13 protein-coding genes are annotated in these 13316 nt (G+C 73.9%); 4 read left to right on the forward strand and 9 right to left on the reverse strand.

The genetic code is table 11. The features are described from left to right. Window positions 1-3: 3 nt before the first annotated feature. From ACSMXR_RS03620 to ACSMXR_RS03630, 3 genes are all read right to left on the reverse strand, one after another. Window positions 4-3090 carry an AAA family ATPase gene (locus tag ACSMXR_RS03620; protein WP_473171216.1) on the reverse strand — a complete coding sequence of 1029 codons (3087 nt, stop codon included), beginning with the start codon at window positions 3088-3090 and terminating at the stop codon, window positions 4-6. After that, a complete protein-coding gene (locus ACSMXR_RS03625) occupies window positions 3087-4256 on the reverse strand; it encodes an exonuclease SbcCD subunit D (RefSeq protein ID WP_473171217.1) in 1170 nt (389 codons plus the stop codon). The genes ACSMXR_RS03620 and ACSMXR_RS03625 overlap by 4 nt, the downstream gene beginning before the upstream one ends. A 181-nt stretch (window positions 4257-4437) precedes the next feature. Next, window positions 4438-5070: a YigZ family protein gene (locus ACSMXR_RS03630; protein ID WP_137231416.1), complete on the reverse strand. Its 633-nt coding sequence runs from the start codon at window positions 5068-5070 to the stop codon at window positions 4438-4440. 75 nt (window positions 5071-5145) lie between these two features. Between ACSMXR_RS03630 and ACSMXR_RS03635 the strand changes: the two genes are divergently transcribed. Then, a complete protein-coding gene (locus tag ACSMXR_RS03635; protein WP_364886197.1) occupies window positions 5146-5598 on the forward strand; it encodes a CoA-binding protein in 453 nt (150 codons plus the stop codon). Window positions 5599-5644: 46 nt separating this feature from the next. Further along, on the forward strand, window positions 5645-6481 hold the full coding sequence (locus ACSMXR_RS03640; protein ID WP_473171218.1) for an AAC(3) family N-acetyltransferase: 837 nt from the start codon (window positions 5645-5647) through the stop codon (window positions 6479-6481). Window positions 6482-6499: 18 nt separating this feature from the next. Here ACSMXR_RS03640 and ACSMXR_RS03645 read toward each other — a convergent pair whose 3' ends face one another. From ACSMXR_RS03645 to ACSMXR_RS03655, 3 genes are all read right to left on the reverse strand, one after another. Beyond that, a complete protein-coding gene (locus tag ACSMXR_RS03645) occupies window positions 6500-7054 on the reverse strand; it encodes a YbaK/EbsC family protein (RefSeq protein ID WP_164617712.1) in 555 nt (184 codons plus the stop codon). Between the two features lie 44 nt (window positions 7055-7098). Continuing rightward, window positions 7099-7671, reverse strand: coding sequence for a helix-turn-helix domain-containing protein (locus ACSMXR_RS03650; protein WP_137231413.1), 573 nt, complete (start codon window positions 7669-7671; stop codon window positions 7099-7101). A 195-nt stretch (window positions 7672-7866) separates the two neighbouring features. Beyond that, a complete protein-coding gene (locus ACSMXR_RS03655; protein WP_473171219.1) occupies window positions 7867-8616 on the reverse strand; it encodes an acyltransferase in 750 nt (249 codons plus the stop codon). A gap of 133 nt (window positions 8617-8749) precedes the next feature. On the opposite strand from ACSMXR_RS03655, the gene ACSMXR_RS03660 reads away from it, so the two are divergent. Continuing rightward, entirely contained in the window at window positions 8750-9280 is a 531-nt protein-coding gene (locus ACSMXR_RS03660) for a gamma carbonic anhydrase family protein (protein ID WP_007453770.1), read from the forward strand. Between the two features lie 90 nt (window positions 9281-9370). Here ACSMXR_RS03660 and ACSMXR_RS03665 read toward each other — a convergent pair whose 3' ends face one another. Then, on the reverse strand, window positions 9371-9808 hold the full coding sequence (locus tag ACSMXR_RS03665) for a DUF4442 domain-containing protein (RefSeq protein WP_364886313.1): 438 nt from the start codon (window positions 9806-9808) through the stop codon (window positions 9371-9373). A 121-nt stretch (window positions 9809-9929) separates the two neighbouring features. On the opposite strand from ACSMXR_RS03665, the gene ACSMXR_RS03670 reads away from it, so the two are divergent. Beyond that, window positions 9930-11024, forward strand: coding sequence for a DUF8017 domain-containing protein (locus ACSMXR_RS03670; protein WP_137231411.1), 1095 nt, complete (start codon window positions 9930-9932; stop codon window positions 11022-11024). A 55-nt stretch (window positions 11025-11079) separates the two neighbouring features. Here ACSMXR_RS03670 and ACSMXR_RS03675 read toward each other — a convergent pair whose 3' ends face one another. Further along, the gene (locus ACSMXR_RS03675) at window positions 11080-11925 is read right to left on the reverse strand and encodes a spermidine synthase (RefSeq protein WP_137231410.1); all 846 of its coding nucleotides are present in this window, start codon (window positions 11923-11925) and stop codon (window positions 11080-11082) included. Between the two features lie 70 nt (window positions 11926-11995). Beyond that, window positions 11996-13171, reverse strand: coding sequence for an elongation factor Tu (tuf, locus tag ACSMXR_RS03680; protein ID WP_473171220.1), 1176 nt, complete (start codon window positions 13169-13171; stop codon window positions 11996-11998). Between the last annotated feature and the right edge of the window lie 145 nt (window positions 13172-13316).

Here is a 13316-nt window from a genome sequence, read left to right on the forward strand (position 1 = left end):
CGCTCACGCGAGGCGGTGCCGCACGGACGAGCCCTGCCGCTCCTTAACCACTTCCAGGCGGACCGGGATCCGGCGGCGCAGGTCGGCGACATGGCTGACGATGCCGACGCTGCGGTCCCGCTCCCGCAGCGAGTCCAGCACGTCGAGCACCTCGTCCAGCGTCTGGTCGTCCAGGCTGCCGAACCCCTCGTCGATGAAGAGGGTGTCCAGACGTACGCCGCCGGCCTCCTCGGTCACCACGTCGGCGAGGCCCAGCGCGAGGGCCAGCGAGGCGAAGAACGTCTCACCGCCGGACAGCGTCGCGGTGTCCCGTTCGCTGCCGGTCCAGGCGTCGACCACATGCAGCCCGAGCCCGGCCCGGCGGCCGCCGGTGCGGGCGTCGGAGTGGACCAGGGTGTAGCGGCCGGAGGACATCTGCCGCAGCCGTGCCGTGGCGGCGGCCGCCACCTGTTCGAGGCGGGCCGCCAGGACGTACGCCTCCAGGCGCATCTTGCGTTCGTTGTCGGCGGAGGTGCCCGCCGCCAGACCCGCGAGCCGGGCGATCCGCTCGTACTCCTGGCGCACCGGGCCCAGCCGTCGCACCTCGTCGGCGGCCTCCCGGGAGAGCCGGACCAGCTCCGCGCAGCGCTCCTCGGCGGCGGCGCGCGCGGAGGAAGCCGCCCGCAGCAGCCGCTCCGCCGCATCGAACTCACGCTGTGCGGCTGCTGGTTGGGCAGGGGCCTGTTCGGCGGCCTCGCGGGCGTCGCGTTCACCGCGGCGGTCGGCGACCGCGGCGGCCTCGGCCTGCCAGGCGTCGATACGGTGCTGGAGCTCGCGCTGGGCCGAGGCGTCGAGGAGGGTCGCCGCGGCGGCCTCCGGGGTGTCGAAACCGGCCCGGAACGCCGCGTCGGACAGTCGGCCGTCGGCTTCCTTGCGCCGCCGGCCCGCCTCCTGTTCGGCGCGTACGGCCTCGGCGGCCGCCGCGAGCAGCGCCACCCGGCGGGTGAGGCGTTCCGCATAGGCGGCGACGGACCCGGACTCGCCCCGGACCACGGCGAGTTCGTCGCGCAGCACGGACTGCTCGCGGTCGAGCGCCTCCCGCCGGGAGGTGCGGGCGGCGGTCCGGCGTTCGGCCTCCTGCCGGAGTTCGAGGCGCTTGAGGTGCTCGCGCTCGGCGGCGTCGAGAGCCTCGCGCGCGGCGTGCGTCCCGGCGGCGAGACGGTGCGCTCCGGCGTGCTCGGCGGTCAACCGCTCGACGAGGTCGCGGAGTTCACCGACGGACGGGCCGGGATCCGGCTCGGTCCCGGCGTCGGCCCCGGCGGCAGCCAACGAAGGCTCCGCATCCCGCGCCCCGGCGACGGCCGACGAAGGCTCCGCGTCCCGTGCCTCGGCTGCCGCGGCCGCGTGGCGTTCGCGGACGAGGCCGAGGGCCTGCTCCGCGCGGGTACGAGCTTCCTCGGCGCGCCGGTGGGCGGTGAGGGCGGCCTCCTCGGTGGCCCGGTCGACATGGCCGTCGCCCTCGGTGGCGGGGGCCGGGTGCTCGGCGGAGCCGCAGACGGTGCAGGGCGCGCCCTCGACGAGTCCGGCGGCCAGCTCCGCCGCGATGTCCCGCAGCCGCCGCTCCCGCAGCCCGAGCCAGGTCTCGTGGGCGCCCAGGGCGCGTTCGCGGGCCTCGGTCAGCGCTTCCCGGGCGGTTTCGGCCTCGGCGGCCAGCGCCTCGCGGCGGCGGGCGGCGTCCAGTCGGCGGCGGGCCGGGGCGAGGAGTCCGGCGAGCTGTTCGGCGCGGGTCGCGGCCTCCTGGGCCGTCGCGATGCGTTCGCGGAGCCCGGCGTGGACGGTGTCCCAGCCCGCCAGCCAGGCGTCCCCGTCCCGGACGGTCGCTTCGTCGGCGCGGGACTCGCGCTCCAGCCGGTCCCGCTCCCCGTCGATCTCCGCGCTGCGCGCCTCGGCCCGGCGGGCCGACTCCAGCCCGCCCAGCTCCTGCCGGAACCGGCGCTCCAGCTCGGTGAGTTGATCGGGTCCCGCGTCGGCGAGGTCGGGCGGCAGCTGCGCCCTGGCCCGGTCGAGTTCGTCGGCCGCCCGCCGGTGGGCGCGCTCCGCCTCCTCGCGCAGGTCCAGTGCGGGGGCGACCCGGTCCGCCTTGCGGGCGCGCTCCAACTGCTCCTGGCAACGGTCGTGTTCGGGGCGCCGCTCCTCCAGCGCCGCCGAGCGTCGCCGGGTCTCCTCGTACCGCTGCTGAAGGCGGTCCCGTTCGCGTTCGGCGTCCAGAGCCTGGCGGGCCGTGCGCTGTCGGCCCTCGGCGTCGGTGACCGCACCGTGGGCGATGTCGAGCCGTTCGCGGGCCGTGGACCGGGCGATCGCGGCCCACTCCAACACCGCTTCGGCGAGGCCCGGTTCGCCGGGCCGGGCCGCGATCGGGGTGGCCTCGGCCCCGACGGGTCCGGCCGCCTGCGCGGTGCGCTGGGCGAGGGCGAGGATCCGCTCGTCGGCGGCGGTGACCTTGGCCTCGGCGCCCCGGCGCAGTTCGGCGAGGCGGTCCTCGACGGCGGCGAAGCGGCGGGTGTCGAAGAGCCGGCCGAGGAGCTTGCCGCGGGCCTCGGCGTCCGCGCGCAGGAAGCGGGCGAAGTCGCCCTGCGGCAACAGCACGACCTGGCAGAACTGGTCCCGGCTCATGCCGATGAGCTGGGTCATCTCCTCGCCGATCTCCTGGTGCGACTTGCTGAGGGCCTGCCAGCCGCGCTCGGGGTCGTAAGCGCGCAGCCGGCTCTGGGCCTTCTCCATGGTGAAGCCGTCGCCCCGCTTCTTGGGGCGGGGCTGGGCGGGGCTGCGGGTGACTTCGAGGCGTCGGCCGCCGACGGTCAGCTCCAGCTGGACCTCGGTGGGCAGACCGGCCGGGGCGTGGTCGCTGCGCAGGGAGGCCCCGGGGCTCTGCCGGGCGCCGGGAACGGCTCCGTACAGGGCGAAGCAGACGGCGTCCAGGACGGAGGTCTTGCCCGCGCCGGTGGGTCCGTGGAGCAGGAACAGCCCGGCGGAGGAGAGGGCGTCGAAGTCGACTTCCTGGGTGGCGCCGAACGGGCCGAAGGCGGTGATGCTCAGGCGGTGCAGTCTCACCGGGACACCTCGCGCGCGGTCTCGTCCACCCGTACGTCGTCGAACGCGGCGCGCAGCACGGTGCGTTCGAGGTCGCTCGGGCCGCTGCCGCCGCGCACATGGGCGACGAAGTCCTCGGCGATCTGGTGGTCGTCGCGGCCCTTGAGCCGCTGGGCGTAGGACGCCGCCGGGTCGTCGGGCGGCCGCTCGGGGTCGAAGACGAGGCTGAGGGTGTGCGGGAAGCGCCGGGCGAGGCGGGCCATGGGTTCGGCGGGGCGCACCGGGTCGGTGAGGGTGGCCTCGACCCAGGCGTGCTCGTGGCGGTCCAGGGCGGGGTCCTCCAGGAGGGTGTCGAGCCGGCCGCGGAGCCGGGCGAGGGGCCGCTCCACGGGGCAGTCGATCCGTTCCTCGGCGGCGATGCCCCCGTCGGCGTCGAGGTCGATGAGCCACATGGTCTTGCGGTGGTCGGCCTCGGAGAAGGAGTAGGCGAGCGGCGAGCCGGAGTAGCGGACGCGCTCCGTGACCCGCTGGGAGCCGTGGAGATGGCCGAGGGCGGCGTAGTCGACGCCGTCGAAGACCCCGGCGGGGACGGCGGCGACCCCGCCGACGGTGATGTCGCGTTCGCTGTCGCTGGGCTCGCCGCCCGCCACGAAGGCGTGCGCGAGGACGACGGAACGGGTGCCTCCGGGGCGGGTCGCGAGGTCGGCGCGGACCCGGTCCATGGCGGCGGTGAGGACCGCCTCGTGGCCGGCCTTGGCGGCCCGGAGGGTGTCCTTGACCAGGGCGGGCTCCAGATAGGGCAGCCCGTAGAACGCCACGTCGCCGTGGGCGTCGGCGAGCACGACGGGGGTGGCGCAGCCCTCGGGGTCGGTGCGCAGATGGATCCCGGCCCGGTCGAGGAGCCCGGCGCCGACGCCGAGCCGGCGGGCCGAGTCGTGGTTGCCGGAGATCATGACGGTCGGGACGCCGGCGTCGGCGAGCCGGTGCAGCGCGCGGTCGAACAGCTCGACGGCGGTGAGCGGCGGGACGGCCCGGTCGTAGACGTCTCCCGCGACGAGGACAACATCCACCTCGCGTTCCCGGACGGTCGCCACGAGGTGGTCCAGGTAGGCGGCCTGGGCCTCCAGCAGAGAGACGCGGTGGAAGGACCGGCCCAGGTGCCAGTCCGAGGTGTGCAGGATCCTCACGCCATCACTCCGCCGGTTCCGGCCTGCATCGTCGTCGTCCTCCACCCCGTGGGCCGCGCACCGGCGGCCCGTGATCCCGCTGTCAGCACGGACCACGCTAACGCCGCCGGGCCGCCGAACCCGCATCGATCATGATTTTGGCCCCCCGTGGCCCCCATGGGATTGCCCTCACTCACGAAGTTCACGCGGTCGCGTCGCCGTACGCCTCGCCGCCCAGCTCCAGCCTGGCGGTCCCCGCGGTCGCGTCGGCCAGCCAGGCGGTGAACGCCTCGACGTCGGCGTCCGGCAGCCCGATGTCGATGGTGACGGCCTCGGCGTACCGCACCTCGCGGACGTCCCGTCCGGTGGCCCGCAGGTCGTTCTCCAGCTTTCCGGCCCGCTGGTGGTCGACGTGGACCGTGGCGAGCCGGAAGCGCTGCCGGGTGATGGTGCCGATCGCGTCGAGGGCTTCGCCGACCACTCCCCCGTACGCCCGGATCAGTCCGCCCGCCCCGAGCTTGACACCGCCGTAGTAGCGGGTGACGACCGCCACGGCGTACCGCACCTCGCGTCGCGTGAGCATCTGGAGCATCGGGACGCCCGCGGTGCCGCCGGGTTCGCCGTCGTCGCTCGCCTTCTGTACGGAGGCGTCGGCGCCGATCACGTACGCGAAGCAGTTGTGGGTGGCGGTCGGGTGCTCCTTGCGGACGCGGGCGATGAAGTCCTGCGCCTCCTGTTCGGTGGCGGCGGGGGCGAGGGAGCAGAGGAAACGCGATCGGTTGATCTCGCTCTCGTGCACACCCGCGCGGGCGACGGTCCGGTACTGCTCCTGCATCCGTCCACCCTATGTCCCGCCCGGGCCGGCACATTCCGGCGGGAATGACGGGGTGGGGCCGTCGGTTGTCCCGGCATGAGCGCAGACGACAGGTACGCGGACGGCGCCGGCACATTCGCGGACGCCGCGACGATCCGGCGGATTCTTCGGGACTCGGGCGACACCTGGGCGGTGGTGGGTCTGTCCGGCAACCGTTCCCGGGCGGCCTACGGGGTGGCGGAGGTCCTTCAGCGGTTCGGCAAGCGGGTGGTGCCGGTGCACCCGAAGGCCGAGACGGTCCACGGGGAGCAGGGGTACGCCTCGCTCGCGGACATTCCCTTCCCGGTCGACGTGGTGGACGTGTTCGTCAACAGCGAGCTGGCGGGCGGGGTCGCGGACGAGGCGGTGGCGGTGGGGGCGAAGGCGGTGTGGTTCCAGCTCGGCGTGGTGGACCCGGCCGCGTACGAACGGACGCGCGCGGCGGGGCTGGACATGGTCATGGACCGGTGCCCCGCCATCGAGATCCCGCAGCTGGGCGGGCGTGCCTGAGCGGTCCGGGTGTGGGAGGCGCCCCGGGGCGGGAAGAATCCCCGCCGTGAACGACGTGAACAGCACGGACGGCGTGGACGGCGTGCTCGACGAGGACCGGGCGGCGGCCGCTCTGACCGCGCTGGGCGTACGGTCCGGCGCCGTACTCCTGGTGCACGCCTCGCTGCGGTCACTGGGGCCGGTGGCGGGCGGGGCCCGGGGCGTGCTGGGCGCGCTGCGCCGGGCCGCGGGGCCGGAGGGGACGGTGGTGGTGCCCGCCTTCACCACGGAGAACTCCGACACCTCCCCGCACTACCGCGCGCGGGTCCGGGGCCTGGGCGCCGGGGCGGTCGACGCCGTGCGTGCCGCGATGGAGCCGTACGACCCGGAGGTGACCCCGGCGCCGTCGATGGGCGCGCTGGCGGAGACCGTACGGACGGCGGCGGGGGCCGGGCGCAGCGCGCATCCGCAGACCTCGTTCGCCGCGCTCGGACCCGGGGCCGGGCGGTTGCTCGCCGGGCACCGGGCCGACTGTCACCTCGGGGAGGACTCGCCGCTGGCCCGGCTGTACGAGGCGGATGCCCGGATCCTGCTGCTCGGCACCGGCTACGCCACCTGTACGGCGTTCCACCTCGGCGAGTACCGGATGGACCGCCCGCCGCGCCGGAGCTATCGCTGTGTGGTCGCGGCGCGGGGGGTGCGGCAGTGGTGGGAGTACGAGGATGTCGCCCTGGACGACGGGGACTTCGCCGCCCTGGGCGCGGCGTTCGAGGAGTCCGCCGCCGACGGTGACGTACGGATCGGACGGGTGGGCGCGGCGGCCTGCCGGCTCGTCCGGCTGCGCCCGGCCGTCGACTTCGCCACGGACTGGCTCACGGAGCACCGGGCGGCGACGGTGCGTTGAGGCCGCCCGGGGCTGAGGTCAGACGCCGAGGCCCTCGACCACGACGGCGCCCGGGAGGGCGGCGAGCGCCTTGCCGGGGACGATGAGCTTGCCGCGTCGGCGGCCGCTGCCGATCAGGACCCATTCCTCGTCCACCACGGCCGGGTCCAGCAGGAGGGGCCAGGCGGCGGGCAGGCCGATCGGGGTGATGCCGCCGTACTCCATGCCGCTCTCGCCGACCGCCGTGTCCATCGACGCGAAGGAGGCCTTGCGGGCGCCGAGGTGCTTGCGGACCGCGCCGTTGACGTCGACCCGGGTGCGGGAGAGCACCACGCAGGCGGCGAGCGTGACGTCCTGGCCGCGCTTGCCCGCCACCACGACGCAGTTGGCCGAGGTGTCCAGCAGGTCAGCGCCGTAGTGCTCGACGAAGACCGCGGTGTCGGCGACGGCCGGGTCGCTGTCGACATGGACGACCTGCCCGGCGGTGAACTCGCCCCAGCCCGCGGTCAGGGCCGCGACGACGGGGGCGGGGAGCAGATCGAGCCGTTCCGCAGCGGGAGCGGCGTCCTCGAAGGTGCCGATGGGTGCGCGCATGGCGCTCACGCTAACAGCGGCCGGCGTGCGGGTGGCCGGGCGTCTCAGCGGACGGGCGGGATGGCGACGGCCATGGTGAACACGGCAGGTTCGTCGCCCTCGTTGCGGTAGCCGTGCGGCACATGCGCCTCGAAGGTGGCGGAGGTGGTGGCGGGGACGCGATGGGTGCGGCCGTCGACGAGGAGGGTCAGTTCGCCCTCGGTGACATGGAGGAGTTCGACGGTGCCCTCGGGGTGCGGGTCGGAGGTGCTGCCCTCGCCGGGCATCAGCCGCCAGGTCCACAGTTCGAGCGGGCCCCGCGCCTCGGTGCCGACGAGCAGGGTGGTGGAGCTGCCCGCGTCGGTGGACCACATGCGCACGGCCTGGCTCTCCGGGACCAGCCGGACCTGGGTGCCCTGCTCGTGGTCGAGGAGGGTGGTGATGCTGACGCCGAGCGCGTCGGCCAGTTTGACCGTGGTGCCGACGCTCGGGTTCGTCCGCGCCTGCTCGATCTGGATGATCATCCCCCGGCTCACTCCGGCGCGGGCCGCGAGGGCGTCGAGGGTGAAGCCGCGCTCCCCGCGCCAGCGCTTGAGGTTGCGGGCCAGCGACTGGGTGAGCTGGTCGAGGTCGGACACGGACCGTCCCTGCGGTGGATGGCGGAGTGCGGGTGGCTGGTGCGGGCGGCCGGTGCGGTGACCGGGTCGACCACGGCGGATGTCGTGGTCAAGAATATTGCACTGCCGTACGGTGCACCGCCGCGTTCAGCCGGTTGTACCGCCGTAGGGTGACCGCCGCCGCGTCCAGCCGGTGGGCGTACCGCCGCCACCGCGCTACGAGGTCTCGCGCGCCTCGTCCATGTCGGCGAGGGCGAGCAGCTGCTCGGGCGTGACGCCCTCGGGGATCGGCACGGGCGCGGGCGTACGCAGCGGCGGCTGCCAGCCCTTCTCCGGGTCCCAGCTGCGCACGACCCGGGCGGGGGCCCCGGCGACCACCGCGTGGTCGGCGACCTCGCCCCGGACGATCGCGCCCGCCGCGACCACCACGTTCCGGCCGAGCCGGGCCCCGGGCAGGATCACCGCGCCGGTGCCGATCCAGCAGCCGGGGCCGATCGCCACCGGTTCCATCCGGGGCCACTGCTTGCCCACGGGCTCGTGCGGGTCGTCGTAGCTGTGGTTCGTGGAGGTGATGTAGACGTACGGGCCGCAGTACGTGTCCGAGCCGATCGTCACCGTGGTGTCCGCGATCACATGGCTGCCGCGCCCCAGCACCACGCCGTCGCCCAGGGTGAGGATGGGCTCGGGCCCCAGGTCCAGGTCCGGCATCATCCCGGCGGTGAGCGTGACCTGCTCGCCGATGATGCAGTGCGCGCCGAGCTCGATCCACGGCTCCCCGAACACGGTCCCCTGCGGGAAGGCGAGGCGGGTGCCCTCGCCGATCGCGCCGAACCGCAGCCGCCCGGGGTGCTCGGCGGTCACCGCGCCCGCCCGCTGCGCCCAGGCCCAGCCGTGGTGGACCGCACGGGAGGCGGCGCGGCGCGGCCAGCGGGCGAGGAAGGAGAACGTGTTTCGGTTCTTCGGCACGCGCTCACGGTAGTCGGCGGCGCGGTGGGCGATCCGTGCGGTGACCTGTGATGTTCACCCCACTGCGCGGTGTGCGCCGGGAGCCGTCGCCTACCGTGGGGCGGAGGACCACACCGGCACGAAGGAGCAGGCGATGGCGGAGCAGGCGTTGATCACGGGCATGGGCGGCAAGGAGCCGGACATCGACGTGGACGCGTTCGTGGCCCCGACCTCCGTGGTCATCGGCGAGGTGACGCTCGCCCCGGGCTCCAGCGTCTGGTACCAGGCCGTGCTGCGCGCCGACTGCGGTCCCATCACGCTCGGCCCCGACAGCAACATCCAGGACAACTGCAGCGTCCACACCGACCCCGGCTTCCCGCTCACCGTGGGCGCGCGGGTCTCGGTCGGCCACAACGCGGTGCTGCACGGCTGTGTGATCGAGGACGACGTGCTGGTGGGCATGGGCGCCACGGTGCTCAACGGCGCGCACATCGGCGCGGGTTCACTGGTCGCGGCACAGGCCCTCGTACCGCAGGGGATGCGGGTGCCGCCGGGCTCGCTCGTCGCCGGGGTGCCCGCGAAGGTGAAGCGGCCGCTGACCGCCGAGGAGCTGGAGGGCATCCGCTTCAACGCGGCCGGTTACGTGGAGCTGGCGAAGGCCCACCGCGAGGCGCACGGCGGCTGACGGCCGCACCCGGCAGATGACGCAACCGGGCCGCCGCACCTCCCGTTCGAGGAGGTGCGGCGGCCCGGTTCCGCTTGTGTACGGCGGCGGTCAGCCGTTGGGGCGCAGGGTCCACACGACGGTCATCTCGCCGGTGACCGCACCGTCGGCGCGGGTGATCTCGATGCCGACGGGGAATTCCGGCCGCTGCCCGGCGTCCAGTTCGGCGACGACGTCGGCGATGGGGCGGCCGAGGGTCGCGGTCGCCGTGACCTCGCCCATGGCGAGCTTCTTGTAGCCGATCTCGGCCTTCACGGCGAGCGGCACGGCGCGCGACATCTGGTCGCCGAAGGCGGCGATGACGATCGCGCCGCTGGCGGACTCGGCGAGCGTGAACATCGCTCCGGCGTGGGGTCCGCCGACGTGATTGTGGTAGTCCGCCTGGTCGGGCAGCCGGACGACGGCGCGCTCCGGGGTGGTCTCCAGGAATTCGAGGTTGAGGGTCCGGGCCATCGGAACCGTCGCGACGAGCATCTCGCCCACGGTCATCTGTTCAGCGCTCATGCCCGAAGGTTACTCACCAGTAGAACCGTTTGGCCATCCCCTTGTGACGGCTCTGGGACAGGGCGGCCGTAGAAGTGGGCGCACAGCCCATCTATGGTTACTGGCCATGTGGCCAGGAACGCAGCCGCCCGGGGGCGAGCAGAACCCGCAGGACCAGAATCAGAACCCGTACCAGCAGCCGGGGTACCAGCAGCCGAATCCCTATCAGCAACCGGGATATCCGCCGCAGGGCCAGCCGGGGCAGCCCACCGAGGGCTACGGGTACCCGCAGGGCCCGCCGCCCGGCGGGCAGCCGGGCTATCAGCAGCCCAATCCCTATCAGCAGCCGACCGTGCCGCAGTACGCCGTCACGACTCCGCCCGGCGCACCGAAGCCCGGCGACGACAAGAAGAAGACGACGATCGTGGCGATCGTCGCGGCGACCGCGGTCGTGATCGCGGCGGGCGTCACCGGTTTCCTCGTGCTCGGCAAGGACGACGAGGGCAGCAAGAACGTCGCCGACGACAAGAAGTCCGCGTCGCCGAGCGCCAAGCCCAGCGAATCGGCCACCGACTCCGCGCCGCCCGCGGACAACCCGCGCGGCTCCGCAAGCGACCCCAAGCCGGTCATTCCGGGCTGGAAGGTCGTCACCAACCCCAAGTGGGGCACGCAGTTCGACGTTCCCGGTGACTGGGAGGTCGCGAGCTCGGGAACCTTCTCCGGGTTCGAGGACGCCAAGAAGCCCGACGGCCCGCCGGTCGCCGGCTTCTCCGCGCCCGCCTACTACAAGAGCAAGTGGTGCGTCGACGACTCCGACGGCGACGGCAGCCAGGAGGACACCGGGCTCGCCGGCGTCGGGACGAAGGGCGCCCAGGGCGCCAAGAGCACCGACGAGGCCGCGACGAACGAGGCCGCCAACTGGGTGTGGGCCGCCTACGCCCAGCTCGACCCGAAGTCCAAGGTCAAGATCGGCAAGGCCAAGCCCTTCACCACCGAGTCGGGTCTCTCCGGCAGCGTCGTGCAGGCCACCGCCCTGGAGCTGGCCAACAAGGACAAGTGCGACAGCGACGGCAAGTCGATCGCCTTCTCCTTCAAGAACTCCAAGGGCGACTTCTCGACCTGGGTCCTCTACGCCGCCGCCGGCGTCAAGGACGAGCTCCCGGACACGACCATCCAGAAGATCCTGAGCACGGTCCGCCTCGCGGGTGATCCCACGGGCTGATCCGCCCCGCGTCCCGTTCACCTGGCCGCATCGACCCGCCCGCCCGACGGGGCCCTCAGCCGACGCTGAAGGCCCCGTCGGGCGGTTCGGGCGAGGCGACCGCGTCCGCGTCCGCCACCGGGCGGGCCCCGCCGAGGAACCGGGTCAGCGCCGCACCGTGGGTGACCCGGGCCGGAAACGCGTCGGCGGCGCAGCCGCGGACGAGCGGGGCCACATCGATCGGCGCGTACGAGGCGAGCAGCACGACATTGCCGAAGCGCCGCCCGCGCAGCACCGCCGGTTCCCCGATCAGCGCGAGTTCCGGGAAGACCGCGGCGAAGTTCGCCAGCTGGGAGCGGAGGAAGGCGAAGGGCGCGCTGTCGGCCAGGTTGGCCGCGTAGACGCCGTCCTCGCGCAGCGCCCGGCCGGCGGCCCGCGCGTACTCGACGGAGGTCAGGTGCGCCGGAACCCGCGAGCCGCCGAAGACGTCCGCGATCAGCAGATCGACGGAGGCGGGGGCCGTCGCCTCCAGCCGTTGCCGGGCGTCGGCCGCGTGCAGGGAGATACCGCTCCCGTCGGGCAGCGGCAGATGCTCCCGGACCAGCCGCAGCAGTTCGCGGTCCGCCTCCACGACGTCCTGCCGTGAGCCGGGGCGGGTCACCGCCACATAGCGGGGCAGGGTCAGCGCCCCGCCGCCGAGGTGCAGGACGTCCAGGGGCGCGCCCGGCTCCGCCGCACCGTCCACGACGTGGGCGAGCCTCCGTACGTACTCGAACTCCAGGTAGGACGGGTCGTCGAGGTCCACATAGGACTGGGGCGCGTCGTCGACCGTGAGCAGCCAGGCCCGGTCGCGGTCCACGTCGGGCAGCAGCCGGGCGGTGCCGCAGTCGACCTCGCGGATGACGGGTATCGGCTCGTTCACCTCTCCATTGTCGCCTGCCCCGCGGTGCGGCCCGCCACCCCGGACGAGGGGTGACGGGCCGCGGTGGAGCTCAGAGCAGCTCGGTGACCGTGCCCGCGCCGACCGTGCGACCGCCCTCGCGGATCGCGAAGCCGAGACCCGACTCCAGCGGTACGTCACGGCCCAGCTCCACGGTCATGGTGACCGTGTCGCCGGGGCGCGCGACGGCCGCCTCGCCGAGGTCGACATCGCCGACGACGTCCGCCGTACGGATGTAGAACTGCGGCCGGTAGCCGGTGGCGACCGGGGTCGACCGGCCGCCCTCCTTCGTCGACAGCACGTACACCTGCGCGGTGAACCGGCGGCTGGGCGTGACGCTGCCCGGCGCGGCCACGACATCGCCGCGGCGGACCCGGTCGCGCTCCACCCCGCGCAGCAGCAGCGCCACGTTGTCCCCGGCCTCGGCGGACTCCATCGGCTTGCCGAAGGTCTCCAGGCCGGTGACGACCGTCTCGATGTCCGCGCCCAGCACCGCGACCCGGTCGCCGACGCGGACGGTGCCGCGCTCGACCGCGCCGGTGACGACGGTGCCCCGGCCGGTGATGGTCAGGACGTTCTCGACGGACAGCAGGAACGGCGCGTCGGTGTAGCGCACCGGAATCGGTACGTACGTGTCGACGGCGTCCAGCAGCCCTTCGATGGCCGCCGTCCACCGTGGGTCGCCCTCCAGCGCCTTGAGCCCGGAGACCCGGACCACGGGGACGGTGTCGCCGCCGTACCCGTGCGCGGAGAGCAGCTCGCGGACCTCCAGCTCGACCAGGTCGGTCAGCTCGGGGTCGCCCGCGTCGGCCTTGTTGAGGGCGACGACGATGTGGTCGACGCCCACTTGACGGGCCAGCAGGACGTGCTCGGCGGTCTGCGGCATGATCCCGTCGAGCGCGGAGACGACGAGGATCGCCCCGTCGAGCTGCGCCGCGCCCGTGACCATGTTCTTGATGTAGTCGGCGTGTCCGGGCATGTCCACGTGCGCGTAGTGGCGGGTGTCGGTCTCGTACTCGACGTGGGCGATGTTGATGGTGATGCCGCGCTGGGCCTCCTCGGGGGCCCGGTCGATCCGGTCGAAGGACACGTAGGAGGTGGAGCCGCCGCCGCGCTCGCTGAGGACCTTGGTGATGGCGGCGGTCAGGGTGGTCTTGCCGTGGTCGACGTGGCCCATGGTGCCGATGTTGAGGTGCGGCTTGGTGCGCACGTAAGCCGTCTTGGACATGGCTCGTTCCTTCGGAGAACTCGAAGCTGAGAAAGGATTGAAGACCCCAGGGCCCCGCCGACCCTCCCCTTGCGGGGTCCGCCGGACTGTCGGGGGAGGGTCAGCTTCGGGCGCCGCCGATGGGCGCTGCGGCAGCGGTGCACGC

The sequence above is a fragment of the Streptomyces sp. DSM 106670 genome (genome assembly GCF_055792845.1).

Coding starts and splice junctions, on each gene's coding strand:
- ACSMXR_RS03630 (WP_137231416.1), bottom strand. CDS start 5,070: ATGCAGGAGCAGTACCGGACCGTCGCCCGCGCGGGTGTGCACGAGAGC.
- ACSMXR_RS03660 (WP_007453770.1), top strand. CDS start 8,750: ATGGCGGAGCAGGCGTTGATCACGGGCATGGGCGGCAAGGAGCCGGAC.
- ACSMXR_RS03635 (WP_364886197.1), top strand. CDS start 5,146: ATGAGCGCAGACGACAGGTACGCGGACGGCGCCGGCACATTCGCGGAC.
- tuf (WP_473171220.1), bottom strand. CDS start 13,171: ATGTCCAAGACGGCTTACGTGCGCACCAAGCCGCACCTCAACATCGGC.
- ACSMXR_RS03670 (WP_137231411.1), top strand. CDS start 9,930: ATGTGGCCAGGAACGCAGCCGCCCGGGGGCGAGCAGAACCCGCAGGAC.
- ACSMXR_RS03645 (WP_164617712.1), bottom strand. CDS start 7,054: ATGCGCGCACCCATCGGCACCTTCGAGGACGCCGCTCCCGCTGCGGAA.
- ACSMXR_RS03665 (WP_364886313.1), bottom strand. CDS start 9,808: ATGACCGTGGGCGAGATGCTCGTCGCGACGGTTCCGATGGCCCGGACC.